A 25543-nucleotide genomic window follows, 5' to 3' on the forward strand; every position below is an offset into this window, starting at 1 on the left:
CCTCACCCAGGTGAGCGCGCCGACGGATGCCGAGCTCGCATTCCGTAGGGCGGTCGACCTCCAGCCTGACCTTGCCCATGCACATTTCGCGCTCGGCCTGCTGCTTATGGGACATCAACGCGAGGTCGATGCCGCATCATATTTCCGAAGAACGTTGGAGTTGATGCCGGACAACGCCGATGCCGCCGTGTGCCTCGGACAGGCTTGCTATGTCACAGGGGATTATGCCGGAGCGCTCGCGGCCTTCGAACGCGCGGCAAGCCTGGGAGCGATGCCTGACGGGGCTCGCCGGAACCTCAACCGCGCCCGCGCCTTCTGCGCCATGCTGGAGGGACGCATCGAGGAGGCGCTGGATAGAGGCGCGAGGGCCGGCGAGGACCCGGAGGCCCTCCTCTACGAGGCCTTCTCGCTGTTCAGCGCTCATGGGCACATCGACGCCGCGATCCGGATCGGACGGCTCAGGCTGTCGCGGAAGCCCGACGATCCGGTGCGCGCCTACCTGCTCGAGGTTCTGTCCGGGCAATCCCATCTGGCTGCGCCGGTCGAATACCTCGAAAGCTACTTCGACGATTTTGCTCCGACTTTCGAGGACAAACTCGTCAACGTCCTCGGCTACCAGGTGCCGGAGCGGCTTGCCGCCCTTGCGGCACCCCACCTCCGGGGACGCGCGAAGGCGATCGACCTCGGCTGCGGGACGGGACTTGCGGCCCCATGGCTGAAGCCGCTCGTCACATGCCTCATCGGCGTCGACGTCGCGTCGGGGATGCTCGGGCAGGCGCGGCGCGGGGGGTGCTACGACGATCTCATCAAGGCGGAAGGCGTTCTGCATCTGGCTGGGCAGCCGTCCTCCTGCGAACTCATCTTCGCGGCCGATATGCTCGTCTACCTCGGACCGTTGGAGGTCCTCTTCGTGGCCGCCTGGAACGCTCTGAGACCGGATGGCCTGTTCTGCTTCAGCATCGAGACGAGCACCGACCAGGGCCATACGCTGCTTCCCTCCGGCCGCTTCGCCCATGCGCCGGACTACGTCCGCTCGCTCGCGCGATCACGGTTCGAGGTGCTCGAGGATCAGGCGCACGTCATCCGCCTGGAGCTCCGCTCGCCCGTGAACGGTCAGCTATTCGTCATGCGCAGGAGCCCGCAATGAGGTTTGCCCGCCTGGCAGCCGCATTCATGCTGGCCACCGCTTCCCATGGCGCAGCTCAGGCGAGGCCGCAGCCCGTGACCCTCCAGGCATCCGACGGCGTGGAGGTGTTCGGCGACGTCTACGCGGCACGGCACCCCAGGGCCTTCATCCTGCTGTTCCATCAAGCCGGTTCGAGCAAGGCCGAATATACCACGATTGGACCGCGGCTGGCCGCGCAGGGGTTCGACGCCCTGGCCATCGACCAGCGTTCGGGGGGCTCCTTGTTCGGGCCGAACGCGACCGTCTCCCACCTTCACGGTCCATCGACCTACCTGGCTGCCGAGAAGGACCTCCTGGCCGCGCTCGTGTGGGCGCGACCCAAAGGCCTGCCGGTGATCCTCTGGGGAAGCAGTTATTCTGCAGCGCTCGTGTTCCAGGTCGCGGCAGAGCATCCTGAGGACATCGCAGCGGTTCTGAGTTTCTCGCCGGGAGAGTACCTCGGCGGCGTCGATCCGGTCGCCAAGGCGGCTGCCCTGGTCCGCGTCCCCCTTTACGTTACGTCCTCCGCCGACCCGAGTGAGATCGAATCCGCCCGCGCCATCTCGGATGCATCCCCGTCTCAGTCCAAAATCCGATATGTGCCGCGGTTCGGGGTTCACGGCTCCTCGACGCTGATTCCGTCGCGTGATCCAAGAGGCGCGGCTGAGAACTGGTCGCATGTCAGCGCGTTCCTGGACGGGCTGGGATTTAAGGCGCACTGAACCTGTCGCGACAGCGCCACGTCGCCCCGGGGCGGGCGGGCTCGTCGCCGGCAGCACCTGCGTTTCCCCGTGTCGCAGGGTCGGTTCAGGCCTGCGATGCCGGATCGGGATAGTTCGAGCGGAAGAGCGCGCTTGTCCTGGACCGTGTCGGTTCCGACAGGTCGAGGCGCGTCAGCGATGCCGTGTAACCTCGAAGCGCCTTCGGACGAAGACAGGATCACAAGCGGGAGTGTTGCAGCAATGAACCGACGTGATCTGGTGACCGGGGGAGCGCTCGCCGGGGCGGCCGTTCTGGTCAGGGGGTTCTGGCCGGCCCGGGCCGGCGAGACCGGGAAGAACGTCACGCAGGCCAAGGCCTTTGACGTGACCCACTCGGAGGCCGAATGGCATCGGCTGCTCACGCCCGAGCAATTCGAGGTTCTCCGGGCCGATGGGACTGAACGTCCGTTCACGAGCGCCCTGCTGGACGAGCACCGCCACGGCCGGTTCGTTTGCGCGGGATGCGATCGGGACCTGTTCTCGTCCGATACCAAGTTCGACAGCGGCACGGGGTGGCCGAGCTTCTGGGCGTCACTCCCCACCGCCGTCAGGGAAGAGCGTGACGGGAGCTTCGGCTTCGTTCGGACCGCGATCCGGTGCGACCAATGCGGCGGACACCTCGGCCACGTCTTCGACGACGGGCCGAAGCCGACTGGCCTGCGCTACTGCATGAACGGCGTCGCAATGGCCTTCCGCACCACCGCCGCCTGAATGGTCCCGAAATTTCGGAATTGATCCCGAGTGCGTTGGGCAGGACCGAGTGGAGCCAGCACGCGGCGGCGAGCCGTGCTTTGCCCGGACGTATTTGACCTGGAGCCGGGGTTCCGCTCGATCTTGCCATCGGAGCAAAAACGATATGATCAACCTCAAATCGATCGGCCTTCCGCTCGCCTTTGGCATGCTGGCCGCCACTGCCGGCTCGGCCGCATGGGCGGGTTCCTATGGCGAGGGGATCCACCCCGTGCCGGCGCCTGTGGTGGACGAGGCCTCCACAGATTCATCCACCGAAACCGCCATCCTCGCAGGCGGCAGCTTCTGGGGCGTCCAAGGCGTGTTCCAGCACGTCAAGGGCGTGATGTCGGCCGTATCGGGCTATACGGGAGGCGCGCAGTCGACCGCGAACTACGATCAGGTCAGCACCGGTGAGACGGGTCATGCCGAATCGGTGAAGGTCACCTTCGACCCGCGTCAGATCAGCTACGGCAAGCTCCTCCAAATCTACTTCTCGGTCGCGCACGATCCGACCGAACTCGATTTCCAAGGCCCGGACCAGGGGACGCAATATCGTTCCGCGATCTTCCCGACCACGGGTGAGCAGGCCAGGGTCGCCGAGGCTTACAGCCGCCAGCTGCAGGAGGCGCACACCTTCCCGGCCAAGGTCGTCACCACCGTCGAGCAGGGCAAGTCGTTCTACCCGGCCGAGCGGCACCACCAGAACTTCCTCACACTCAATCCGAGCTATCTCTATATCGCGATCAACGACATCCCGAAGGTCGAAGCCCTCAAGGCGATGTATCCGGAGCTGTATCGCTCCGACCCCGTGCTGGTCGCGACCAACGCGGCCGCGAACTAATCGTTGGGGCCGGTGAGGGCCGGTTCAATCTTGCGGGGGGGCATGCCTCCGAGGTCAGCCCGGCTCTTTCACGCATCGCGCCCAAGAGGGCGAAACATCCATGACGCGGGGAGGTGGACCATCGCGGGACGGGCGCCGCACCGGATCCCTCCGCGGCCATGAGCCGACGCGATGATCGGCGGCTTGGGTTCTGCCCGAAAGGCATCGGCCACATCGGAGCCGCCCGATTCCCGCGCGGTGCGGACCAGGCGGTCCGTCAGCCTGAAGACGGTAATTGCCCTGGCTTTCCTCCTCATCGTGCTGCTGTCCGGGAGCGGGCTCGTGTGGCTCAACAGCCGGGCCGCGCTCGACCTCCTCCACCGGCAGGTCGGGCATCAGTTCGACATCCTGGCCAGGGGGCTGAGCACGCATGTCGCCATGCAGTTCGGCAACGCCGATTCGGTGCTCGACACGCTGCCATGAATCCGCCCCCGCTATCCGATTTCGAGTACGCCGCAGTGACCATGGTGCACCTGCTGGCCGATCTGCGGCGGATCTCGCCGGCCGTGCGGGCGCTGAGCAACGTCATGGATGACGGCCGGTACGTCGCGGCCGAACAGGTCATGGCACCCGATGCGAAGGGCACCGCTTACCGGCTGCGTATCGGCCGGCAGGGATCGGAGCCTCACGAGGAGGTGCTCGACCTCGACGAGAGCTTCGCCGTTATCGGCCGGACCACGGCGGCACCGTCCGGACAGGGAGCAAGGGGATCGACGTCCGAACTCGCCGACGACGGTGCCGCGCAGATCACGTCGGCGCGTCACCCATCCATGCGGCGGGACGGAGACGGCCTGATGCTGAGCCGGCGTGCCCAGAGCGGACCCGGGCAGGTGTTCGGCGTGGCGGTGCGCCTCGAAGGGCTAACGGAATTTCTCAAGCAGGCCCGGGTGTTCGAAGGCGAGCACATCTCCGTGTTCGACGCCCGGGGTACGCTCCTGGCCGATTCCTCCGGCCTCGAACTGGCGGGCCGACTTGGCACGATGGCGGCAGCAGCCTCTGGCACCGACGCCGCCCTGAAGGATCCTCTCGCATTCGACCAGCAGTCCTTCGCGGCTTTCAAGGCCGAGAAGGCACCTCAGGATCGCATGTTCCGATTACCGAACGGCGACGTTTACGCCAGCGTGGTGCCGATCGACGTCAACGGCAACACGGTGATCGTGGCGAGCAGCGTTCCCACGCGGCTGTTCGAGGGATCGGCCAATCGCTTGTTGTTCTCCTCCCTGGCCGTCGAGGCCGGTATGCTGCTCCTCGCGGGTGCGATGGTCGCCTTCGCGTCTCGTTCCATCTCGCGCCCGATCGACCTCCTCGCCTCCGACGTCGAGCGGATCATCAACTTCGAATTCGGCACCGGGACGCCGGGGCAGCCGAATCCGTGAGATTCAGCGCCTGCTCGCCGCGACGCGGACACTGGAGCTGACCCTCAAAGCCTTTTCTACCTACCTTCCCCAACGCTTCGTGCGCGACTTCGTGGAGCGCGGGCGCGCACCCACGCTCGGCGGCGTCCGGGCGCCTATCATCGTGATGTTCAGCGACATCGACAGCTTCACGAGCGTCGCAGAAACCATAGTGCCCGACGGTGGCTGGTTCGCTTTCAGGTGCTGTTCACTCGTCCGACTTGGCGGCGCGTCCGCGTTCTCGTCGAAGGTGCGATTCTGACGCCTCATCGGCGAACCATCAGCGCTGCACTTCGCGCCACCGGCAAAAGCGCCGATGCTGGGTTTGCCCTCTACCATGCCGTGCTGAACCGGTGTCGCTGGTCCGCCCTGGCGGCCGCCCGCATTCTGTTCCTGATGCTGGTCGGTCGGTTCGCGGCTTCGGGACCTGTGGTGATCGGCCTTGACGACACCATTGAGCGTCGCTGGGGTGCCAAGATCAAGGCCCGAGGCATCTACCAAGACCCCGTAAGGTCGAGCCACGGGCACTTTGTCAAGGCCAGCGGATTGCGCTGGCTGTCGGCCATGCTGCTGGCGCCGGTTCCCTGGACCGGTCGTATCTGGGCGCTCCCTTTCCTCACCGCGCTGATAGCGTCGGAGCGCGCCGCGGCGGTGCGTGGGGTCAGGCATAAGACGCTGGTCGACGGCGCCCGCCAGATCATGCTGCAGATCGCCCGCTGGCTTCCGGGCCGCCCCATCGTGGTCGTGGCGGACAGCGCCTTCTCGGCCATCGATCTGCTGGCCGCTGTGCGGAACCGCGTCAGCGTCGTGACGCGGCTCGCTGAGATGCGCGTCATCGGCGCGACGGACAGCCGGTTCTTCACGCTATGGCCGTTTATAACGATCGGCGCGTAAAGGGCGCTGGTATCAATGTCCATCGTCAAGTTCTCCAAATCAGCAAATCAACCGCGTTGCGCGCTAAGACGCATGATCGCGCGTTCGTTGAAGCCAGACGTAGCTTTTGCGGGAGGAAGGCAGAAGGCGGGGGCACGATAAGCAATATTTCGTATGGTGTTAAAATGCGGATTTCGAGGTGTGGCTTGTTTCGCGCCGCTGCGCCGGTCGGGTACGGCTCGTCCGATGGGCACGGCGTCGGCGTTGGTCAGCCACCGGGAGAGACCTTTTGGCTCACGCAGCCCCCGATGGAAGCTCGCGATTAGCGCACGGCTCGCTCGAGCCCGCCGGCTCCGGTCTGCCAGTTCGAATGGAAAGTTGCGAGCGCGGCGATGAACCCCGCGAGTTGGATCGGCGAAATCCGTTTGGAAGGCATTCGGGTCACGATCGATCTCACTTCGCGCGGATGATGGCTTCCACCGTAAGGGCGGCTGACAGCACCGCCATGTCACGCCCGTGCACTGCCGAGAGAAGCAGGCTGGTCGGCATGCCGTTCTCGTTCACGCCATTTGGGATTGCCACTCCGCACCAGTCGAGAAAGTTGCCCAGCATCGCGTTGCGCACCGTCTGCATGTTCTCGCGCGCGAAGAGACCATCGTCGGCCTCCAGTGGAGCGACCGGCATCGCCACCCGCGACGTCGTTGGAAAAGCGACGATCGCTTCGCCGATCAACGCATTTGATTCTGTTATGAGGCGCTTGCGGGTCTGAATCACCGCGTCGAGGTCAACAGCCGTCATGTGCTCGGAGAGCCGCATCCGCTCGACGACGCGACGATCCATCCGATCGGCGTCTGGCCCGGTCAGGCGTTTGCGGTGGAGCTGCAGCGCCTCGGCGCCGAGGAGATGCCCGCGTTCGGCGACCAGCTCCATGGCCTTGGCGAGCTGCGGCATGGCGCGTCGTTCGACGCACGCGCCTGCACGCGCCAGTTCGGTGATCGCCGTCTCGAAGTTGGCGACGACCGCGGCCTCGCAACCGTCGAGAACGACCGTCTCCGGTACGACGATCCGCAGGCTGTGGAGTTCGGCGGGCCGCGCCTCGGGCGTCGGGACGCCGCGCAGGGCGGCGTCAACGAGTACGCAGTCTTCAACGGTATTGGCGAGCGGTCCGAGCGAGTCGAGCGTGCGCGAGAGCGGGAAGACGCCGTCCATCGGATAATGCCCGGTCGATGACTTGTAGCCGACGACGCCGTTGAAGCTGGCCGGTATTCGGATCGAGCCGCCGGAGTCGGTTCCGATGGCTAAGGGCGCCAGCCCCGCCGCGACCGCGACGGCCGATCCCGAGGAGGAGCCGCCCGGCGACCGCCCGATCTCAGGATCGCGCGGGTTGCGGGGTGTGCCGTAATGCGGATTGAGTCCGAGGCTCGAATAGGCGAACTCACTCATGTTGACGAGGCCGATCGTGATCAGGCCCGCCCTGACGGCGGCCCGCAGCAGTGCCGCGTCGCGTTTGGCCGGGGGCTCCGACTGCAACACGACCGATCCGGCCGTGGTCACCCGGCCTTCAACATCGAACAAATCCTTCCAGGCCATGGATACGCCGTCGAGCGCGCTGAGCGGAAGCCCGGCCCGCAGCCGAGAACGCGATGCCGCCGCCTCCTTGCGCGCGCGTGCCGCCGCCACTTCGATGAACAAGGCCTTGTCGGGATAAGCAGCGATTGCCGCGAGAGTCTCCTCGACAAGATCGCACGGGTCCAACCTCCCGGATCGGAGCTCGGCGCCAAGTGCGACGGCGGTCCGGCTAGAATTAAAGCTCGGCGTGGACAAGCAACCTCACAAGCACTCGGCTTCTGGCGATCCGCTTCTGCTTGCGAGGCCGCGTTGCTTCAGCCTCCACACGAGCACGTCGAAGCGGTCTTGGCCAAAGAAGGGCTCATCCTCGAAGACCATGGTGGGCACGCCCCAATGTCCGGCCGCCTTCAACGCTTGATCGTTCTCCGCCAACTGCGCGTCGAACCGTTCATGGTAAGCGTCCACCGCGGATTGAAGGTCCGACAAAGCGAGGCCCGCCCGGCGCGCGGCATCCGCAAGGTGATCGCCTTTGTCCCAGCCCTCGAGTTCGCCGCTCCACAGCAGCTTGGCAACTTCCCAGCCGAATTCGATGCCGCGCCCGCCTTCCGTCGCTGCAATCCCAAGCCGGCTTAGACGCAGCGCAAGCGGCTGCTCGGCTGCGATGGCGAGGGTTTTGGGGTCCTGATTTATCGGATCGGGAATGGGCCGCCTGAAGGGAAGCCCGTGGAAGGCAGCGGCCCGTGCGCTGTCCAGAACGAAATAGGGCCGCGCCAACGGATCCATCCGAGCGAAGTAGGACGGATTACGAATGGCCGCAGGATTGACGATCCTAAAATCGACCGAAACCGTGTACGTCTCCCGAAGCGACAGGAGACGCGGCAACACGATATATGAATATGGGCTGCGAAATGACCAGTATAGTTCTATCGTCAGGCTCATACTGATTGTCCCGCATATATCGATTGCACAAGGTCAGCCTGCAATGTCGGCGCGTCCATCGTCTATTCGAATCTGTCGCTGTAAGCTTCTCTGAACCAGGTATTGATTTCCCCCGAAGTCGCGAACCAGACGTCGGCGTGAGAGGAAATGTATTGGAGAGCCGAGGCCAGGTGCTTGGCTCTGAAAGGTTGTCCAGCGATGAACGTATGTAGGCAGATCGGCATGATCTTGGCCCGGTTCGCGCTCTCCGCGTAGAGAACGTCGAATTGATCGCGAATGAGTTGTCCGAATTCTCCGGCCGTGATGCCGAAAGTCAGGACTGAAGGAAGATCGTTGCACTCGACAGAATAGGGCATGGAGAGCAATCGCTTCCCTGTATTCACTCTCATCGGAAACGGTTCATCGTCGGCAGAGAAATCGCAAAGATATTCGATTCCCGCTTCTGACAACAAGTCCGGAGTGTCGAAGGTTTCAGACATGAACGGTCCGAGCCAGCCTTTCGGTTGGACACCCGTACTCTTGGCGATTGTGGAAAGGACATCGCCGACATGTCGCCTTTCGTCCTCCAACGAGAGGCCGTTCAGGAATGTGGAGTTGTTCTTGCCGTGCCCCAGCCATTCCCAATGGAGGTTCGTCCCGGCCTCGACGATCTGCGGATATTCCAGACAGACGTCGGAATTTAAGAGGACGCTCGCGCGGGCGCCGAGTTTCTCAAATATCTCGGCGAGCCGCCAAAAGCCGACGCGCTGCCCATAGTCGCGCCAGCCATAGTTGAGCGGGTCGGGCGAAAATTTCGCCGTTCCTGGCACGATCGCGGGTCCAGGGATGTTCTCCGGAAAGTGCTCGATGTTGAGGTAGAGGACGACTGCAACTCTCGCTTGGTTGGGTAATTGCAGCGGCGCTCGATCAACTATCGGGGAGAAACTGTATCGGCTTGTTTGCGTGAGCATCCTATCACCTCCGTCTTTCGCTGGGACGAGCGCCGTTTCTGCCGTCGAGTCATTTGGCATTGAGCCTCCCGCGCACTGTCTTGGAGAATCAGTTTTCATCTCGTTCGGCCGGCCACCATGGGTCGCGACGATGCGCGTGATCGGCGCGACAGACGAGCGGTTCTCCCGGAAATAGCGTTTATAACGTAAAGCGGAAAAGCCCGCCGGTGACGGCCTCTATCGTCCCGACTTCTGAAACCATCAAATTGGGTGCTTTGTGCTCCACGACCCAGGATCAAACGCCCGTTGAGCAAGGTCTAGCTCTCGCGAGTGGGAGGCAGAAGATGGGGTAGACGATAAGCACTATAACTTTTAGCGTTAAAACATGGATCTCCCAGTGTTCTGACCGGGTCGGAGGATTCCCAGACATCTGCGGACGCGGCATGTTTGGGTTTATGCGACGCGGTGTTGAGGTCTCAGTATCGCCCGAGGATCAGGCGCGGCTGAGCGGGTTGGTGGCGGACCGGAACACGCCACAAAGCATGCGGCCCGAGCACACATCGTTCTTCTGACCGGCGACGGCCTGGGCACGATGGAGATCATGCGGCAGACCGGGCAATCGAAGCCGACGGTGTGGCGCTGGCAGGCGCGCTTTGCCGAAGCCGGTGTCGATGGTTTATTGCGCGACAAGACCCGGCCGCCCGGGCGGGCGCCACTGCCTCCTGAGGTTATCCGCAAGGTTGTGAGCAAGACCACAACCGAACACCCGCCGGAGGCAACGCATTGGAGTGCTCGCATGATGGCCAAGGCGGTCGGCATCGCGCCGAGTTCGGTGCAGAAGATCTGGCGCGACCATGGCTTGAAGCCGCACCTCGTGCGCCACTTCAAACTGTCCAAGGATCCGGACTTCGAGGCCAAGCTGATCGATGTTGTCGGGCTCTACCTGGCGCCGCCGGATCGCGCCCTGGTGCTGTCGGTCGACGAGAAGAGCCATGTGTCCGGCCTGTTGACGCGGTGCTCATGACCGCTGACCCTGATGAAGTCCACGACCGAAGTCCCTGATCAGATCCTCGCGCTTGGAGAAGCGCATGGCTTACAGCGGGCTCTCCTCGGTCCCGGTCGACGGTTCGTCATCACATCTCAGCACCTTGCACCCCCGACGCCAGCTTCAGACGCCGGCAGGCGGGATCTCGTCAGGCGGCAGAAGCCACCTTGTAAACTTCACCTCGCGTCAGCACCGCCCAGGCGATCCGGGCGGTCTTGTTGGCGAGCGCCACGGACACGACCCGCGCGGGCTTGCGCTCAAGCAACTGCTTCGCTCAAGTCCTGCCCGGGGTGTCTCGACGGGCCATGCGGATCACCGCCGTCGCGCCGACAACGAGCAGTCTGCGAAGAGCCCCGTCGCCCTGTTTGCTGATGCCTCCGAGCCGCTCCTTGCCGCCACCACTACGGGGTTTGGGGGTGAGGCCGAGCCAAGCGGCGAACTGCCGGCCGGACCCGAACAGGGACGGATCAGGGACGGACGCCGAGATCATGCTCGCGGTGATCGGTCCCACACCGGGTATGGTGATGAGGCGGCGGCTCGCGTCATCAGTTCGGCACCACGCGACGATCTCCTTTTCCGACGTCCCGATCTCGTCGGCCACCTCTCCGATCTGGTCGATGAGGCGTGGCAGAGCCGCCTTGCCGAGCTCCGGCAAACTGGACTGCTGAGCCTGGAACTGCGTGATCAGGTCCTTCAAGCCCGACTGCCCTTGGGCCGCTATGATGCCGAGTTTCGCGAGATGGCCTCGCAACGCGTTTGTGAGCATGGTGCGCTGCCGGACAAGCAGTTCGCGCACCCTGTGCAGCATCAGCACGGCCTGCTGGTCGACGGTTTTGATCGCGACGAAGCGCATCCTCGGTCGAGTCACGGCCTCGGCGTCGGCGGCGTCGGTCTTGCCCCGCTTGACGTACGGCTTCACGTAGTTCGGCGGCATCAGCTTGACGGTGTGGCCGAGTTTCATCAGCTCGCGCACCCAGTGGTGCGCCGTGCCGCACGCCTCCATGCCGATGAGGCAGGGAAATAGCTTGGTGAAAAAGGGCAGGACTTCGCCCCGGTGCAGTGACCGGCGTACAACCACCTTGCCGTCTGCATCGATGCCATGGATCTGAAAGACGTTTTTCGCCAGATCGAGACCGATGGTGCTAACCTTTGCCATGGACGGCTCCTGTTGATGGGAGTTGAACGACCGCATCTTGGCACATCGATGCCGGTAGCAGGGGCCGTCCACCCCATCAGATCCGGCCCTGGACCGTACCCAGCCTGGCCTGCCCATGAAGCCTGGCCGCGCCGGGACCATGACGCACGACTACAAGCGGCACGACACCACGACGTTGTTTGCGGCTCTCAACGTGCTAAACGGCGCCCTCATCGGATGCTGCCTGCCGCGGCACCGCCACCAGGAGTTTCTGCGGTTTCTGGAGACCATCGACGAGCAGACCCAGCCCGATCTCGACCTGCACCTAATCGTCGACCATTATGCCACACACAAACAGCCGGACGCCGTGGCCTGGTGGAAGCGGCATCCGCGTTTCCACATGCACTTCACTCCGACATCCAGTTCCTGGCTGAACCTGATCGAGCGCTTCTTCGCCGAGATCACCCGCAAGCGCATCCGGCGCGGCGTCTTCCGGAGCGTGCTCGACCTGGAGGTCGCCATCTACCGTTACCTTGCCGAGCACAACGAGCACCCGAAACCCTTCGTCTGGTCCGCTAAGCCCGTCAATATCCTCAAAAAGGTCAATTGCGGGAAACAAGCGTTGGAGTCAGAACACTAGAGAACCCCAGCTTTGGCCCGAGACCCAACATGCTCTAGTGCCATGTCAAGCACCAACTTGAGCGAGCGGACCGTCCGGGTCGTCTGGGCCAAAAGAAGGCCTCCTTGGAGCGCACCGATGAGGCTGGCGGCGAGGTCGTTCGGCTCCGCCCCGGGATCCAGTTCGCCATGTTCGCGCAGCCGTCGCAAGCAGGATGCCAGCCGGAGTTCCCAGGCCTGGAATCCCTCGGCCACGAGCGCGCGTGCATTTTCGGAGCGGTCGGCCAACTCGCTGCCGAGCGTCCCCAGCGGACACCCCCCGACGCCGCACGCCGCTTCGGTGGCCGCGACGATCGCGTCCCGCCAACCGCGTAGCCCAGCCAACGTCTCGACGTGGTCCAGCAAGGTTGCCTGAAACGCCAAGACGCGACACGTCTGCGCCTGGATCACGGCGCCGATCAGCGCGTCCTTGTCGGCAAAGTAGTGATAGAGCTGCGACTTGCTCGTCGAACTCGCTCTCATGACGTCGTCGAGGCTCGTCCCGCCCACGCCCCGGTCGTAGATCAGCCCAGCGGCCGCCTCGACGATGCGCGCCCGGGTCGCCGCTCCCCTGGCCGTCATGGACCGCTGGCTCGATACTGAAGCCTCCTTCATGACTTCGACATCACCACGACTGGACTTGACAGTCCATATGTCTCGGCTGATTTATTGGAACTTGGACCGCCCAGTCCAGCGAGTGAACTTAGGGGTCGCAGATGCTGCCGCCGCAAGACATTGGAGCGCTCGCTCCCTCGCGCAGCGGCATTGGACCGGCAGAATGGACGCAGCGGCCTTACGGCCGATCGGAAGCGCCGGCTGAGCTGATCCATGCGTCGATCGAGATCTTGGACGGCAGGGTAAGCCTTTGCCCCCACACGACCACCGCGACCACGTTCCGGTAACGGATGGAACTCGCAAGTGGGGGTGCAGCGACATGCAACGGCTGGATGAGAGGGGGCGCATTCACCTCCGCGCCGGTTCCGAGGTAACCAAGCCGATGTTCGGTCGAATAGTCCTTGTGAGTGGCCTGTCACGTGGCGCTCAGCCAAGCGTCCATTCGAGGTTCCGAGCTCGCAATGTCGACTGTAGCAGGATACGTCCCCCCGGCAATTCGGCCGTCGCGCCTCGGCTTTCGGACGATATGCTTCGCGCGACCCATGAGTCTCGCCCGCATCATTCGCTGGATGCTTTCGCATCGGAGCGCTTCGGTGGCTGCTCCGCCCCGCGGCCGCAGCTTGGCGCAATACATGCCCGCCGCCGTCCATGAGCGACGCCTTGTCGAGATGACCGCGGACCAGCGCGCGCAGATCGCCGAGCGACTGGACGCTGAGTGGTCGGCGCATATGGTCGCGGCGCAAGCGGGAGACCGGATCGCGTACGAGCATCTGCTCCGCGGCTGCGTCCCCCTGATCCGCCGCGTGGTGGGCCGGCAAGACGTTCGCCTGGATCGGATCGACGATATCACGCAGGAGGTGCTCCTGACGCTGCATCGGGCCCGCCACACCTATGATCCGTCCCGAAGCTTTTCGGCATGGCTCTGCACGATTGCGAAGCGGCGGGCGATCGACAGTTTGCGCCGGCGCGGGCGGCAGGACCGCCACGAGATTTATGAACCAATCGCCTATGAGAGCCATCCGGAGGCAGAGTCCGGTCGCGAGGATCTGGGGGAGACCGCAAACCAAGCCGTGTCGGACGCGTTGGACCAGTTGCCACCGGGGCAGCGCGAGGCGATCGAGGCGCTCGCGCTCCGACAACTCTCGCTTGACGAGGCTTCCGCGTTCACGGGCAAGTCGAAGTGCGCGCTGAAGGTAAACATCCATCGGGCGCTGAAAATCCTTCGTGCGCGTTTCGGTTGAGAGCCGTGATACCCGTTTCCATGGAGTCCCTGGTCAGAGACCTTGGAGTCGACCTCCGCCCGGTTCGACGCCTGCGGTCCCCGCTGTTTCGAGCTGCAGGTTGGCTCTCCGCCGCCGCCGCCGCGGCAATCACGTTCGCCTGCTTCGCCGACATCGCCGACATCGTCCATCGACTGCGTTATGTTCCCGATATGTGGCTCGCGGTCCTCGGCTCCACGACGACGACAGTCTTCGGCGCCATCGCGGTCTTCCAGCTCAGCCTTCCGGATCGCCGGGCCGCTTGGGCCTTGTTGCCCCTTCCGGGCCTCGCCCTCTGGATCGGCGGAACCGGTTTGGGCTGCTTGCGCGCCTGGACGATCCCAGGCACCGAAGTCGCAACCATCGTGGAGGCCCGCATCTGCTTCACCTTCATCGTGAGTCTTTCGATACCCCTCTCCGCTCTAATGATTTTGATGATCCGCCGCGCCTATCCCATGCACCCCAGTCTCACCGCCGTAACCGGGGGCCTCACGGTGGCGGCAGGCAGCGCGACACTGCTCAACTTCTTCCACCCCTACGATGCTGGCGCCACCGACATTGCGGTCCACGTCGTGGCGATTGCGCTCGTGGTCGGGGCGAACCGCCTTGTCGCCGGTTGGCTGCTCGAGCCGCCCGTTATTCGCCGGAGTATGTAACCGTCGCCGCGCGCGCGCGAATAGGGCATGTGGCAAACGTGCCATGACATGACGGATCCGGCGGAGCCGCCCGTCCCCCACATCGAAAGAGTTCAATGACATCCAAGACCGTTGCGATCTCCGCCCTGGCCCTCTGCATCGGCTTCGCGGCTCTCCCGGGCGCCAACGCGGCCGAGAGCGATGCCATGCATCATGGCATGATGAAAAAGCACATGAAGAAGGGTAAGATGATGCATCACGGGATGATGAAGAAAGACGAGGCCGCTCCGTCTGAGGATGCCGCTCCGGCGCAGTAAGGTTTACAAGGGGGGCCGTGCCCAATCCATCGACAGTGAGAAGCAGGCGAGGCTCCCCTATCCGCCTCAGACCCGATGTGCCGCCCAGATGACGAGGAGTCGATGATGAACAAGGTTCCCGCTGCCACCCTCGCCGCTTCCGTCACGGCGGCGCTTGCGCTCCTGAGCGGGCAGGCGGCCGCCGACGGGGCGTCGAAGGAGAAGTGCTACGGGATCGCGCTCAAAGGGCAGAACGACTGCGCCGCCGGTGCGGGCACGACGTGCGCCGGCACTGCGACGGTCGACTATCAGGCCAATTCCTGGAAGCTGGTTCCGGCTGGAACTTGCGTGACGATTGTCACACCGAAGGGACACGGATCGTTGAACAAAGGCGACGCCCCAGCCTGACGCGCGGGCGCCTTCTTTGCGTTCTCCAATGCTTACAGAGGACCCCATGAAGCCGTCAAAGCTCCCAGGCCGCGCTGGTGTCGGGCTCAAGCCTCAGCACTTCACCGCCATCGTCGCAGCCCGGCAGCCTGTCGGATTCTTCGAGGTGCATGCCGAGAACTACATGGGCGACGGAGGCCCGTTGCACGCCCAGCTCGGAAGGCTGAGACAAGATTACGCCCTGTCCATCCATGGCGTCGGCTTGTCGATTGGATCGATGCAGCCGCTGGACGCTGATCACCTCGGTCGGTTGAAGCGCCTTTGCGACCGCTACGAGCCGGACAGCTTCTCGGAGCACCTCGCCTGGTCAAGCCACGACGGCGTCTACCTGAACGACCTGCTGCCACTGCCCTATAACGGGTCGACGCTGGCGCGAGTGGCTGAGCACATCGACCTGATCCAGACCACCCTCAGTCGTCAGATCCTGCTGGAGAACCCGGCGACCTACCTGTCATTCGCGGAAAGCACGATCCCGGAAACGGTGTTCCTAGCCGAGCTGGTGCAGCTGACTGGATGCCGCCTCCTTCTCGACGTCAACAACGTCGTCGTCGCCTCGATCAATCAGGGGGTGAGCCCCGACACCTATCTAAAGGCATTTCCTTTACACTGCATCCAAGAGATTCATATTGGCGGCCACGCCGAGAGCGTCGATGAATCAGGAGCTCCACTCCTCATCGATTCACACGGCTCGCCTGTAAGCGACCCGGTGTGGCGCCTCTTCGAGCACGTGATTGACCGGGTCGGGCCGGTCGCCAGCCTCGTCGAGTGGGACAACGACGTGCCGAGCTGGGCCATGCTACGTAAGGAGGCCGAAGCGGCCCAGAAAATCCTTGATCGGCCGTCAAAGACGATCGCTGCCTGAGGAGGCTCCTATCGTGCTGGAAATTCAGGACGCCTTCACGCGTGCCCTACTCGAGCGCGATCGCCCCATCCCACCAGGGTTGACGTGCAGCAACGGTTTGCGACCGGAGCGCCGCTTCGCTATTCACCGGGACAACGTCGTTGCCGGCCTGATCGCCACGCTCGCTTCTCGCTTTCCCGCGACGCAAAGAATCGTCGGCGCACCGTTTTTCGTTGTGCTCGCGCGAGCCTTCATCGACCGGCATCCACCCCGCTCGCCGGTGCTGTTGGAGTATGGCAAGGATTTGCCCAGCTTCGTCGAGGCGTTCGAGCCCGCAAGGGACCTGCCCTATCTCGCCGACGTGATCCGGCTCGAAGCGGCGCGTGGGCGAGCCTACCACGCGGCTGACATGCCTCCCCTCGACCCTCAGACCCTCGCGGTGCTGCCGCAGGAGCGGCTTCCCTTCATCCGGTTCGACTTCCATCCCGCCACCTCGATGATCCGTTCGAGCCATCCGATCGTGACTATCTGGGCGATGAACGCCGACGGGTCCAAGCCCAAGCCCGTCGAACCCTGGTTGGCCGAGGACGCGATGGTGTCGCGGCCGACGCTGAACGTGCGCGTCCACCGCCTCCCGTCGGGCGGAGGCACGTTCCTGTCGCTGCTGGCAGCCGGGTCGCCTTTAGGAGACGCGGTCGAGGCCGCGCTCTCCGAGTCGCCAAACTTCAACCTTTCGACCAACCTCGCCTTCATGCTTGGGGCAGGCGTGACAACGGCCATCCGATAGATTTTGTCCGGAGGAAAGAGATCCGTTGACGGGTTCGCTGCCGGTCCAGGTTCCGACGCTCGATCGGCCTCAAGGCCTGCCTCGGTCCGATCGACGACGGTCTGCCGCCGCCGGTCACGCGAATTTGCGTCGTATGTCATTCTGGCGCTCGGGACACGCGAAAACCGACGGCTGGCCGTCGCAGACAGCTCTTCCAGATCGAACACAGCTTGTCCTTCGTCGAAGGCTGATAGCGACCGCGCTCACCACCTTCGTCGACAACGCTTGCGCTCCGCAGCCGACGATGCGGTCGCCGAACGGCATGAACTCAGGGCATCATCGACATGATCATGCCGACCGTAGCCTGCATGAGATCCGGCCGTACCAGGAGCGCCACGACCAAAAGCGCGACGAAGGCGAGGGCGGTGCCACCGAACACGCGGACCATGGCGGCCCGCTGCTCGGCGCGATCTGTAAGTTCTTCAAGATGCGTTTGCATGGTGTACTCCTTTGCATCGGATTAGATCTGCAGGCTCATGAAGCGGTCTTAGAGGAACCTGCGCAGCTTTGGTCGAGTTGTGATGGTTCGTGTTTGGAGAGATCGACAGAATTCATTTCACGAGCAAGACGCCAATGTTCTTCAGATCGACCCTCGGGTTGCCCTTCGTCTAGCCAAATCAAGTATGCTTGGTGCCGTATGGATTCCTGATCGTCATGGTCTTTGGTCGAGCTCATCCGATCCTCCCAGTATTGGTGGCCGTAGGAGCCGTTATCTTGTCCAGGACGCCTGTCCTCGTAGCTAGCCACCTGCACATGACTTCGTTCGGACCCTGCGATAGTTACATCGACAGACGAGCGAGGCGGTCGGGGTTGAACTGAAACGGATGCTGCTCGTCGGCGAAAAAGAGGCTGATCCCCCCATTGGACCGACGCAAGCGATGTGGACCCTTATACAGACCGTAGCTCAATCGAGTGGCGCGGCTCTCGGATCTCAGTTCAGCAGGCTTACCCTCAACTTGCTTATCGCTGCGGCCCCTGCCGGTCGGCGCTTACCGTCCCCGAGGTCCAGTACGCGCCGACGTAAGGCGACACACACGGCTCGTCGACCATCATCCCGTCCCAGGACCCCAGAGGTGCGGCTGCGAACTGGCGGTGCTCGGCCTCCTGTCTCGACGGCGCTGACAGGTGAAACACGCAGCGACAGCGCGGGCGGCGGATCGGTCAGATGAGCAACCCCTCTGAATGATCGCATCGCTGCACTGGGACCGTTTGCCTGGAAGATCAAACGAGACTCGTTGGGCGCCGTATTTACACGCCACCGAGCCCGACCCGCGGCGCTCGATCCGGCAGCAAACGCCTGGGCCGGCCGCGGCACGATCTTCGCGGGATATGCCTCTGGGTTAGGATAAGAGGATACTGACGGCCGACATCCGCTCCTCTGCTAATAGCGATTGAGGGATGATAGGGCCTCAGTCTAGTCTTTTTGCTCGAAGACCATGGTCCCGTGCCATTCGCTATTGGGGGGCGAAACCAGAAAGGCTTGGCACCGCTCGATCATGACGCGCGATGGCGCATCGCAACCTCGCATCGCGACGACCCTTTCGAACGCCAGGACAGCCGCCTCGAAGCGACGCGTACGATAAAGCTCGAGGGCCTCAGCGTAGGTCAAGATCCAAGCTGGCGTCGACGCGCCGGGCTCGGCAGTCCCGACGATCTCGAACAGCGGCATTCCCTCAGCGCGCCCGTAAACGGCGACGCGGTCGAGTTCTCGTACCTGGAAGGAGGCCCCGGCCTTGAGCCGCGTCGCATCTCCGATCATGATCGTAGTGCCGTAGACCTTGTTGGCGCCCTCGATCCGGCTTGCGACGTTCACCGCGTCTCCGATCGCCGTGTAGTTCAGGCGGCTTTGCGAACCGATGTTGCCGACCAGGACGTTCCCGGTGTTGATCCCAATCCGAACGACAAGGGGTCGGCCTCCGTCGTCCGCGATGCCGGCCCGAGCGAGGGCCGCAGAGCATGCGAGGGCCGCCCGGCAGGCGTCGGCCGCATGATCCGCGTTGGCCGCAGGTGCGCCCCAAAATGCCATGATGGCGTCTCCGATAAACTTGTCGATCGTCCCGCCTTGGGCAACGATCTCAGCGGAGATCACGTCGATGTAGGCCGAGAGCAGCGGCACGATGGCGTCGCCCAGCCGCTCCGACATCCCAGCGAAGCCGGCGATATCGGCAAACAGGACGGTCAAGGGCTGAACCGTCCCTCCGGGTTTGGCCTCGATCCCCTCGGCGAGAAGCTTGTTCACGAGGTCGCCCGGTAGGTATTTGCGGAAGGCCGATAATCCGCTTGCCATGCTCGAAGCAACCTTCGACAGAAGGTCCAGTTCGCGCAGTCGGGAGGGATGGTACTCGATCTGCTCGAGTTCGAACCTCTGGATGCGGCCGAGTTCGGCTGCGATCCTGGTCAGCGGCCTGACCAGGAACGAGCGGGCTAACAGCATCGCTGCGCCAACCGCACTCAGGATCAGCACCACCAGCGCCGCGCTGACGTGTTGGTTGGTCGAGTCGATGGCACCGAGGAAGTCAGCTTCGGGCACGACCGTCGTCACTTCCCAACCCATGAAATCGAGTGGCGTGACCGTTACGGTGTAGGGGATTCCGTCATGTTCGACCCGCGCCTCCGCTAGTTGCTTCTGCTCAGCGTCGGCCTTCGCAAGCATCATGTCGTGCGTCTGTCGCGCCACCGCCAGCAGGGTCGGATTCTTCACCATGGTGCCGTGCACCTCGTCGGCCTCGGCATCGGGGACCGCCACGGCGAGCCCGTTGGGCCGCAGCACGAAGGCGGCCCCTGACTTTCCCACGGGAAGGCTCGCCAGGAACCGGGACAGCCGATCGAGGTCGATCATGACGGCCAGCACCCCTTGTCGGGCACGGTCGACGTCGATAGCGCCAGCATAGGCTATCGCGGGCCGTCCAGCGCCGGGATATTGAGTCACCTCGATCCAAAGCGGTGCATTCGCCTCGGTGGCTTCCTTATACCAAGCCTGGGCGGTGACGTCGTATTTCGTGGCCTTGAAGGCGCGCTTTTCGAATTCGATGTCGCCGGTTAACACCTTGTAACGATCGATTCGGCGCTGGCGCGGCACCGGCGCTGCGGCGATCTCCATCATCTCCAGTTCGCCATCACCGAGCTTGTGCGCGGCGAAGAAGCTATCGTCTGGCCAGCCGAACGCGATCCAGGACACCGCCGGCTGGGCCTGAAGTTGGGCAAGGAACACAAACTCGCGCTTGTCGGCCTGCCGGGTGGTGATCACGTCCTGGACGAAGATTGTCCGGATGGCGCCATGCGCCGCTTCGGCGCTGCCGATCAACGAGGCAAGCTCCCTCTTCACCTCGCTGGCGATCTGCTGGTTGAGCTTCGTGGCCAGCATGCGGCTATTGGATTGCGCAGTGCGCCACCACAAGAGGTCTACGACCCCGCCCGTGGTTGCGAAGGTCGCGACCACGAAGATGATCAGGGCCGGGCGGATGCCGATGCGCATTAAGGCCTGGAAGGTCCGAAAGGGTCGCCGTCGCCCCAGCTATAAAAGCCTGAGCCGCAGACACTTCAATAGTCTGAACGCGAGATCAGCGCTCCTGCGAGACCAAGGCCCCTACGTAACCATGGGTCTGAATCCACATGATCGTCGCGGGTGACTCCGCACTGCCACATGGGGCATCCCCGAACCAAGCCGTGGCAGCCGCCCCGCGGACATCGCCATCGAGAGCGGCAATCCTATCACCGTGAGGGAAGTGAAGACCGCAGGGATGCCGTTCAGGACGGGGCGCGTGGCGGTGCCTCGGCTAAGAGTCGCCGCCGAGTCGCGACGCCCCAACAATTCGGCCGTCGGGCGCTTCGAGCAGGACAGCGACGTCCTGCCCGGCGGGCATGGGTTCGCTGACCTGTAGCGACGCACCAGACCACTGGCCGATCGTGCGGACGGACCGCACAATATTCGATTCGGTCAGGGTTCGGCCGCTGTTTTCGCCGCGACCGACCGCCGTCTGGTGCTCCGGGTCGAAGCCGATCAGCAGAAGCCGACCCGTGCCGCTTCCAGGCCCAACCTGGACGGAAACCCGGCCGCCCTCCCGACTGACGGTAACGGATGCGACCGTTCGGTCTTCCCTGGCCTTTTGGATGGCGGAGCCCACCTCACCCCGCTCCGAGCCGACGAAGCCACGCACCCCGTCGACGACCATCTCGGGCGTGTATGAGCCGTCGCCGAAGCGACTGCCGTAGCGCGCCTGCCGCTGCGTCGCGGCGTCGAGCGAAAATGGATCCTTCCAGCCGAGCCCGTTCCAATATGTGACGTGGAACGCGAGAGGAAGGACGTTTCGGCCGGCGTGCGATAGCTCGGTGAGGTAAGCATCGGCCGGGGGGCAAGAGGAGCAGCCCTCCGAGGTGAAGAGTTCGACGACGACGGGGCGCTCGGCCGCCGAGGCAACGGCCGGCAACAGGCCGAGCATGGCACTGAAGGCAAGAAGGCGTGATCGCATGACGGTGCTCCGGTGGCTTATCTCCGATATTCGCCACCGGTCGTTTGAGGTTACAGCCGACGGCCTCCGAAAAGGCTCGCTGCAACGGCAGCAGCGTCGAGCGGCTTACCAATCTGTTGGCATGTGACGGAACACGTAGGGGGGCCGGATGATTATTGGACTTGACAGTCCAGTTGATTCATTGGAGCTTCACGATTCTGGACCGAAGGGTCCATTAATGATCGGACACTCCCATGTCGCTACTGCGCGATGGCGATCCCTTCCCGAAGCTCGAAGTATCACTGGTCGGAGGGGGAGCCATGTCCTTGCCCAGGGATGTTGCGGGCTCCTACGCAATCGTCCTGATCTACCGCGGCGCCTGGTGCCCGTTCTGTGTCGCGCAGTTGGTGGATTTCGGGACCGAGGAGGCGGCGCTCGACGCGCTTGGCGTGAGGGTGACCGCGCTGTCGGTCGACGACGAAGCGGTGGGAACCGCGCTCGTCGCAAAGCATGACCTCCCTTTTCCCGTCGGGCACAGCGCCGCTGCCGATGCCATTTCGGCGACCACGGGGGCGTTCACGAATGCCGCTCCGCATCACTTGCAGCCGGCCGCCTTCATCCTCGGGCCGGACGGTTTGGTTGTGGCGGCGGTCTACTCGACCCACGCCGTCGGGCGCCTGGTCGCAGCGGATGTCATCAGTTTCGTCGGCTACATGAAGTCCAGGAGCACCGCAGAGGCACACGCCGCGGAGTAGCTCCATGCGCACACGTGGAAGCGACGGTCATACGCGGTGTCGGCGGGTAGCATCGATCTGCCCGCGTCTAAGAATTCAACCGCCGGCGCCGATCCTACTGGTTGCACGGCACCTCACCCAGGATGTCGGGACTCAGGTTCAATGATACGCTTCTACTTCCATCCCACGCCCAACCCGGCCAAGGTCGCTCTGCTGCTCGAAGAAGCGGCGATCCCTTACGTGCTCGTTCCCGTCGACACCAGCAAAGGCGAGCAGCACCTGCCTGCGTTCCGGGCTGTCAACCCGAACGGCAAGGTGCCGGCCATCGTCGACACAGAAGGGCCGGGCGGGAGGGAAGCGAGGGTCTTCGATTCGACCGCCATCCTGCTTTATCTTGGAGATAAGCTCGGCCGCTTCGTGGGAACGCCAGCCGACCGACCGGAGCTCCTGTCCTGGCTGCTGTTCATTGCCTCGGGACTGGGGCCATTCTCAGGTCAGGCCGTCCATTTCCAATATGCCGCGCCGGAGGGTCTCGACTATGCGGTGCGCCGTTACCGCCGGGAGATCGAGCGGCATTATCACGTGCTCGACGACCATCTCGCCGGGCGCGAGTGGATCACGGGCAAGGACTATTCGATCGCTGACATGTCGGCCTGGGGATGGCTCGGCCGCGCCGTCCGCGTGATGAAAGGTTCGGAGGATCCCTTGGCCAACTTCCCCAATCTCAAACGCCTCGTGCAGGCCATCGACGCTCGCCCCGCCGCGGCCCGTGCGAAGGCTGTCGGCAAAGATCATCCGTTCAAGACCGTGAACGATGAGGAGACCAAGCGCGCGCTCTTTCCTTCCAATTACCCGGAGCAAGTGAAGTGAAGATCGAAGGGAAGCGTGTTCTCGTCACCGGAGGTTCCAGCGGGATCGGTTTTGCGTTAGCTGAACGATTGATCTCGCAGAAGGTGCGGTTGCTGATAACCGGACGAAGGGCCGACGCGCTCGACAAGGCCGTCGCGCGGCTCCGCCTTCACGGGGGCGAAGTCAATGGTCTGGTAGCCGACGTCGCGACGCCCGAGGGGCGTGCTTCAACCCTCGACGGTGCTCTCTCGGCCCTGGGCGGCCTCGATGTCCTCGTCAACAATGCAGGCGGCGTCAGGGCCGGAAGGCTGGAAGACATAAGCGAGGCCGAAATCCGGACGATGATCGAGGTTGATCTCGTTGCCCCGATCCTTTTGACCCGTTCTGCGCTTCCTGCCTTGCGAAGTGGCGGACAGGGCTTGGTCGTCAACATTACATCTGCCGCCGCACTGCTCGGCATGCCATTCTACGCGACCTATGCGGCCGCAAAAGCGGGTCTTGCGCGTTTTGGCGAAGCCATGCGCCGCGAGCTCAACGGCGAAGGCGTGCATGTGATGACAGTCTATCCGGGCGCGACAAACACGCCGATGATGCAATCCTCCAAAGCGGGACCAGAACTCGGGTTCGCTCGTGAACCCGCCTCAGCGGTCGCAAAGGCGATCGTGGACGGGATGATCGACGGCGCCTTCGAGGTGGTCCGGGGTGGTGAAATGCGGGCTGCGATGATCGCTCGTAATCGCGAGGATCCGGCCGCGCTCGACCAGCGTTTTCTTGAGATGAAGCCCGAGCTTGCCGCCGCGGTCCGCGATCATTCGGCGTTGTAGTGAAGCTTCGAAGCCAGACGCCAGGAGCCCATGGATGACCGACTCGCCTGACTATACCCCGCCGAAAGTCTGGAGCTGGAACAAGGAGAACGGCGGCCGGTTCGCAAATATCAACAGGCCAGTATCAGGCACAACGCACGAAAAGAAGCTGCCGGTCGGTGATCATCCCTTGCAACTCTACTCGTTGGCCACGCCAAATGGAGTGAAGGTCACGGTGATGCTGGAGGAACTTCTCGCTCTGGGCCATTCGGGCGCGGAATATGACGCGTGGCTGATCCGCATCAACGAGGGAGATCAGTTCGGCAGCGGGTTCGTGGAGATCAACCCGAATTCCAAGATCCCGGCGCTTTTGGACCGCAGCGGCCTGAAACCGATCCGGGTCTTTGAATCCGGCGCGATCCTGATGTACCTCGCTGAAAAATTTGGGGAGTTCCTGCCGACAGAATCCTCTTGCCGCGCCGAATGTTTGTCATGGCTGTTCTGGCAGATGGGCAGCGCGCCGTATCTCGGTGGCGGGTTTGGACATTTCTATGCCTACGCGCCGGTGAAAATCGAATATGCCATCGATCGCTTCGCGATGGAGACCAAGCGCCAACTTGATGTACTCGACAAATGCCTTGCCCGGAATGAGTTCCTGGCGGGCGACGAATACACGATCGCCGACATGGCGGTCTGGCCCTGGTACGGCGGCTTGGCGAAGGGTTGGCTTTATGAGGCCGCCGATTTCCTTCAGGTGCAGGACTATGCGAATCTTCAGCGCTGGACCCACACCATCGGCGAGCGGCCCGCCGTGCAGCGCGGGCGGATGGTCAACCGCGCATTCGGCGAGCCGTCAAGCCAATTGCACGAACGCCACAATGCGACAGATTTCGACACAAAGACGCAGGATAAGGTCACGCTGTGAACAGGCGCGGGTGACGCTAATTCATGAGCCATCAATCTCCCCGAAGCTTCCATGACGGGTCGAAATCAGAGGGGGCTCTTTCGGAAAACACAGGATCCTTCCTGATTGCACCCGGTTTGGCGCGATGTAATCCGTTGCACTTATCTTGATCTCCGAAATCGGATGTCCGAGTCATTAAACAGGCCCGTTTCAGATGAGTTTGGCCGAACGATCTCGACCCCTTCTTCAACGCTATAGCCAAGAGCCCGATATCCGGATCGTCGCTTCGCCGCCATTCTGGCCAGCAGGGGAACGTCGTCATCGACATAGTCGACTACGAGAGCCGCAGCGGTCGAAGCGCCGTTACATCGCCAGCTCGGAGTCCTTGATATTGGCGAAGGGGCCCAGGATCGATGGGTCGAAGTCCTTGAGGACGCCTCGCTCGGACAAGCGCCGAGGAAGGTCGGGATTCGCCAGCGCTCCGCGGCCGATGGTGACGATGTCGGCGCCGTCGTCCAGCGCGGCTACCGCCCGGTCGACGTCATGCAGGCCGCCGTTGGCGAAGATCGCCGCCTTGGGCGCGTAGCGCTTGGCGAGGCGCATCAAGGAGGGGCCGCCCTCGGGGAAGGCGGGCTTCCAAGCCTCATGCTCGGTCACGTGGATGAAGTCCGCACCGGCTTCCGCGAGGCTGCCGAAGATGATCTCCGCGTCGCGCTCCGCATCGACCCACTTGTGATCGTGGTCGTTCACCTTCCCCTGGGAGATGCGGACGCCCACCGGCACCTTGACGCCGACCCTGGCGCGCAC

26 protein-coding genes and 3 pseudogenes are annotated in these 25543 nt (G+C 63.5%); 19 read left to right on the forward strand and 10 right to left on the reverse strand.

From position 1 onward, the window contains the following. The 7 genes from M8523_RS32230 to M8523_RS32260 all read left to right on the forward strand — a co-directional run. The coding region (locus M8523_RS32230) for a tetratricopeptide repeat protein (RefSeq protein WP_282588941.1) at nt 1–1147 on the forward strand (1147 nt) is incomplete at its 5' end. Beyond that, a complete protein-coding gene (locus M8523_RS32235; RefSeq protein WP_282588942.1) occupies nt 1144–1887 on the forward strand; it encodes an alpha/beta hydrolase in 744 nt (247 codons plus the stop codon). The genes M8523_RS32230 and M8523_RS32235, both read left to right, overlap by 4 nt. A gap of 240 nt (nt 1888–2127) precedes the next feature. Continuing rightward, on the forward strand, nt 2128–2637 hold the full coding sequence (gene msrB, locus M8523_RS32240) for a peptide-methionine (R)-S-oxide reductase MsrB (RefSeq protein ID WP_282588943.1): 510 nt from the start codon (nt 2128–2130) through the stop codon (nt 2635–2637). Between the two features lie 145 nt (nt 2638–2782). Next, the gene (gene msrA / locus M8523_RS32245; protein ID WP_282588944.1) at nt 2783–3499 is read left to right on the forward strand and encodes a peptide-methionine (S)-S-oxide reductase MsrA; all 717 of its coding nucleotides are present in this window, start codon (nt 2783–2785) and stop codon (nt 3497–3499) included. A 171-nt stretch (nt 3500–3670) separates the two neighbouring features. After that, a complete protein-coding gene (locus M8523_RS32250) occupies nt 3671–3961 on the forward strand; it encodes a hypothetical protein (RefSeq protein ID WP_282588945.1) in 291 nt (96 codons plus the stop codon). Next, nucleotides 3958–4914, forward strand: a complete 957-nt coding sequence (locus M8523_RS32255; RefSeq protein WP_282588946.1) for a hypothetical protein — start codon at nt 3958–3960, stop codon at nt 4912–4914. The genes M8523_RS32250 and M8523_RS32255 overlap by 4 nt, the downstream gene beginning before the upstream one ends. Nucleotides 4915–5133: 219 nt before the next feature. Then, nucleotides 5134–5826, forward strand: a complete 693-nt coding sequence (locus M8523_RS32260; RefSeq protein WP_282588947.1) for a transposase — start codon at nt 5134–5136, stop codon at nt 5824–5826. A 432-nt stretch (nt 5827–6258) separates the two neighbouring features. Here M8523_RS32260 and M8523_RS32265 read toward each other — a convergent pair whose 3' ends face one another. The 3 genes from M8523_RS32265 to M8523_RS32275 form a co-directional block, all read right to left on the reverse strand. Next, a complete protein-coding gene (locus M8523_RS32265) occupies nt 6259–7629 on the reverse strand; it encodes an amidase (RefSeq protein ID WP_282588948.1) in 1371 nt (456 codons plus the stop codon). A gap of 6 nt (nt 7630–7635) precedes the next feature. Beyond that, the gene (locus tag M8523_RS32270) at nt 7636–8313 is read right to left on the reverse strand and encodes a 2-hydroxychromene-2-carboxylate isomerase (RefSeq protein WP_282588949.1); all 678 of its coding nucleotides are present in this window, start codon (nt 8311–8313) and stop codon (nt 7636–7638) included. A gap of 62 nt (nt 8314–8375) precedes the next feature. After that, complete coding sequence (locus M8523_RS32275) at nt 8376–9263, reverse strand: polysaccharide deacetylase family protein (protein ID WP_282588950.1); 888 nt, start codon at nt 9261–9263, stop codon at nt 8376–8378. A 434-nt stretch (nt 9264–9697) separates the two neighbouring features. Between M8523_RS32275 and M8523_RS32280 the strand changes: the two are divergent. Continuing rightward, nucleotides 9698–10248: pseudogene (locus tag M8523_RS32280) on the forward strand (IS630 family transposase); the annotation flags it as partial. A 187-nt stretch (nt 10249–10435) separates the two neighbouring features. Here the strand turns inward: M8523_RS32280 and M8523_RS32285 are convergent. Next, nucleotides 10436–11443 (reverse strand): annotated as a pseudogene (locus M8523_RS32285) (IS110 family RNA-guided transposase). A gap of 85 nt (nt 11444–11528) precedes the next feature. Between M8523_RS32285 and M8523_RS32290 the strand changes: the two are divergent. Next, nucleotides 11529–12062, forward strand: a pseudogene (locus M8523_RS32290) (IS630 family transposase); the annotation flags it as partial. Here M8523_RS32290 and M8523_RS32295 read toward each other — a convergent pair. Beyond that, the gene (locus M8523_RS32295) at nt 12059–12661 is read right to left on the reverse strand and encodes a TetR/AcrR family transcriptional regulator (protein ID WP_282588951.1); all 603 of its coding nucleotides are present in this window, start codon (nt 12659–12661) and stop codon (nt 12059–12061) included. The pseudogene M8523_RS32290 and the gene M8523_RS32295 overlap by 4 nt on opposite strands. A gap of 626 nt (nt 12662–13287) precedes the next feature. On the opposite strand from M8523_RS32295, the gene M8523_RS32300 reads away from it, so the two are divergent. The 6 genes from M8523_RS32300 (at nt 13288) to M8523_RS32325 (ending at nt 16959) form a co-directional block, all read left to right on the forward strand. After that, nucleotides 13288–13935, forward strand: a complete 648-nt coding sequence (locus M8523_RS32300; RefSeq protein ID WP_282588952.1) for a sigma-70 family RNA polymerase sigma factor — start codon at nt 13288–13290, stop codon at nt 13933–13935. A gap of 20 nt (nt 13936–13955) precedes the next feature. Further along, nucleotides 13956–14609: an NrsF family protein gene (locus M8523_RS32305; RefSeq protein WP_282588953.1), complete on the forward strand. Its 654-nt coding sequence runs from the start codon at nt 13956–13958 to the stop codon at nt 14607–14609. Nucleotides 14610–14704: 95 nt separating this feature from the next. Then, the gene (locus M8523_RS32310) at nt 14705–14905 is read left to right on the forward strand and encodes a hypothetical protein (protein ID WP_282588954.1); all 201 of its coding nucleotides are present in this window, start codon (nt 14705–14707) and stop codon (nt 14903–14905) included. Nucleotides 14906–15010: 105 nt separating this feature from the next. Beyond that, entirely contained in the window at nt 15011–15292 is a 282-nt protein-coding gene (locus M8523_RS32315) for a BufA1 family periplasmic bufferin-type metallophore (RefSeq protein ID WP_282588955.1), read from the forward strand. Between the two features lie 46 nt (nt 15293–15338). After that, nucleotides 15339–16193 (forward strand): MNIO family bufferin maturase, encoded by an 855-nt coding sequence (gene bufB, locus M8523_RS32320; RefSeq protein WP_282588956.1) that lies wholly within the window; start codon nt 15339–15341, stop codon nt 16191–16193. Between the two features lie 13 nt (nt 16194–16206). Continuing rightward, nucleotides 16207–16959 (forward strand): HvfC/BufC N-terminal domain-containing protein, encoded by a 753-nt coding sequence (locus M8523_RS32325; RefSeq protein ID WP_282588957.1) that lies wholly within the window; start codon nt 16207–16209, stop codon nt 16957–16959. Between the two features lie 307 nt (nt 16960–17266). Here M8523_RS32325 and M8523_RS32330 read toward each other — a convergent pair whose 3' ends face one another. The 4 genes from M8523_RS32330 to M8523_RS32340 form a co-directional block, all read right to left on the reverse strand. Next, nucleotides 17267–17437 carry a hypothetical protein gene (locus M8523_RS32330; protein ID WP_282588958.1) on the reverse strand — a complete coding sequence of 57 codons (171 nt, stop codon included), beginning with the start codon at nt 17435–17437 and terminating at the stop codon, nt 17267–17269. Between the two features lie 35 nt (nt 17438–17472). Beyond that, entirely contained in the window at nt 17473–17673 is a 201-nt protein-coding gene (locus tag M8523_RS36980; RefSeq protein WP_428351799.1) for a DUF2934 domain-containing protein, read from the reverse strand. A gap of 739 nt (nt 17674–18412) precedes the next feature. Beyond that, complete coding sequence (locus tag M8523_RS32335; RefSeq protein WP_282588959.1) at nt 18413–20473, reverse strand: adenylate/guanylate cyclase domain-containing protein; 2061 nt, start codon at nt 20471–20473, stop codon at nt 18413–18415. Between the two features lie 301 nt (nt 20474–20774). After that, nucleotides 20775–21467 carry a DUF1223 domain-containing protein gene (locus tag M8523_RS32340; RefSeq protein ID WP_282588960.1) on the reverse strand — a complete coding sequence of 231 codons (693 nt, stop codon included), beginning with the start codon at nt 21465–21467 and terminating at the stop codon, nt 20775–20777. A gap of 233 nt (nt 21468–21700) precedes the next feature. On the opposite strand from M8523_RS32340, the gene M8523_RS32345 reads away from it, so the two are divergent. The 4 genes from M8523_RS32345 (at nt 21701) to yghU (ending at nt 24757) form a co-directional block, all read left to right on the forward strand. Further along, the gene (locus M8523_RS32345; protein ID WP_282588961.1) at nt 21701–22201 is read left to right on the forward strand and encodes a redoxin domain-containing protein; all 501 of its coding nucleotides are present in this window, start codon (nt 21701–21703) and stop codon (nt 22199–22201) included. 141 nt (nt 22202–22342) lie between these two features. After that, a complete protein-coding gene (locus M8523_RS32350) occupies nt 22343–23050 on the forward strand; it encodes a glutathione S-transferase family protein (RefSeq protein WP_282588962.1) in 708 nt (235 codons plus the stop codon). After that, a complete protein-coding gene (locus M8523_RS32355; RefSeq protein WP_282588963.1) occupies nt 23047–23853 on the forward strand; it encodes an SDR family NAD(P)-dependent oxidoreductase in 807 nt (268 codons plus the stop codon). The genes M8523_RS32350 and M8523_RS32355 overlap by 4 nt, the downstream gene beginning before the upstream one ends. 34 nt (nt 23854–23887) lie before the next feature. Then, the gene (gene yghU / locus M8523_RS32360) at nt 23888–24757 is read left to right on the forward strand and encodes a glutathione-dependent disulfide-bond oxidoreductase (protein WP_282588964.1); all 870 of its coding nucleotides are present in this window, start codon (nt 23888–23890) and stop codon (nt 24755–24757) included. A gap of 342 nt (nt 24758–25099) precedes the next feature. Here yghU and M8523_RS32365 read toward each other — a convergent pair. Beyond that, the coding region (locus tag M8523_RS32365; protein WP_282588965.1) for an oxidoreductase at nt 25100–25543 on the reverse strand (444 nt) is incomplete at its 5' end.

The sequence above is a fragment of the Lichenifustis flavocetrariae genome, assembly GCF_026130545.1.
Classification (GTDB): Bacteria; Pseudomonadota; Alphaproteobacteria; order Rhizobiales; family Beijerinckiaceae; genus Lichenihabitans; species Lichenihabitans flavocetrariae.

Excerpts from the sequence above, each read along its gene's own strand:
- yghU (WP_282588964.1), top strand. The coding sequence starts at position 23,888 with ATGACCGACTCGCCTGACTATACCCCGCCGAAAGTCTGGAGCTGGAAC.
- msrA (WP_282588944.1), top strand. The coding sequence starts at position 2,783 with ATGATCAACCTCAAATCGATCGGCCTTCCGCTCGCCTTTGGCATGCTG.
- M8523_RS32255 (WP_282588946.1), top strand. The coding sequence starts at position 3,958 with ATGAATCCGCCCCCGCTATCCGATTTCGAGTACGCCGCAGTGACCATG.
- M8523_RS32310 (WP_282588954.1), top strand. The coding sequence starts at position 14,705 with ATGACATCCAAGACCGTTGCGATCTCCGCCCTGGCCCTCTGCATCGGC.
- M8523_RS32250 (WP_282588945.1), top strand. The coding sequence starts at position 3,671 with ATGATCGGCGGCTTGGGTTCTGCCCGAAAGGCATCGGCCACATCGGAG.
- M8523_RS32305 (WP_282588953.1), top strand. The coding sequence starts at position 13,956 with ATGGAGTCCCTGGTCAGAGACCTTGGAGTCGACCTCCGCCCGGTTCGA.
- bufB (WP_282588956.1), top strand. The coding sequence starts at position 15,339 with ATGAAGCCGTCAAAGCTCCCAGGCCGCGCTGGTGTCGGGCTCAAGCCT.
- M8523_RS32330 (WP_282588958.1), bottom strand. The coding sequence starts at position 17,437 with ATGCAAACGCATCTTGAAGAACTTACAGATCGCGCCGAGCAGCGGGCC.
- M8523_RS32270 (WP_282588949.1), bottom strand. The coding sequence starts at position 8,313 with ATGAGCCTGACGATAGAACTATACTGGTCATTTCGCAGCCCATATTCA.
- M8523_RS32340 (WP_282588960.1), bottom strand. The coding sequence starts at position 21,467 with ATGCGATCACGCCTTCTTGCCTTCAGTGCCATGCTCGGCCTGTTGCCG.
- M8523_RS32315 (WP_282588955.1), top strand. The coding sequence starts at position 15,011 with ATGAACAAGGTTCCCGCTGCCACCCTCGCCGCTTCCGTCACGGCGGCG.
- M8523_RS32345 (WP_282588961.1), top strand. The coding sequence starts at position 21,701 with ATGTCGCTACTGCGCGATGGCGATCCCTTCCCGAAGCTCGAAGTATCA.
- M8523_RS32235 (WP_282588942.1), top strand. The coding sequence starts at position 1,144 with ATGAGGTTTGCCCGCCTGGCAGCCGCATTCATGCTGGCCACCGCTTCC.
- M8523_RS36980 (WP_428351799.1), bottom strand. The coding sequence starts at position 17,673 with ATGAGCTCGACCAAAGACCATGACGATCAGGAATCCATACGGCACCAA.
- M8523_RS32275 (WP_282588950.1), bottom strand. The coding sequence starts at position 9,263 with ATGCTCACGCAAACAAGCCGATACAGTTTCTCCCCGATAGTTGATCGA.
- M8523_RS32350 (WP_282588962.1), top strand. The coding sequence starts at position 22,343 with ATGATACGCTTCTACTTCCATCCCACGCCCAACCCGGCCAAGGTCGCT.
- M8523_RS32295 (WP_282588951.1), bottom strand. The coding sequence starts at position 12,661 with ATGACGGCCAGGGGAGCGGCGACCCGGGCGCGCATCGTCGAGGCGGCC.
- msrB (WP_282588943.1), top strand. The coding sequence starts at position 2,128 with ATGAACCGACGTGATCTGGTGACCGGGGGAGCGCTCGCCGGGGCGGCC.
- M8523_RS32335 (WP_282588959.1), bottom strand. The coding sequence starts at position 20,473 with ATGCGCATCGGCATCCGCCCGGCCCTGATCATCTTCGTGGTCGCGACC.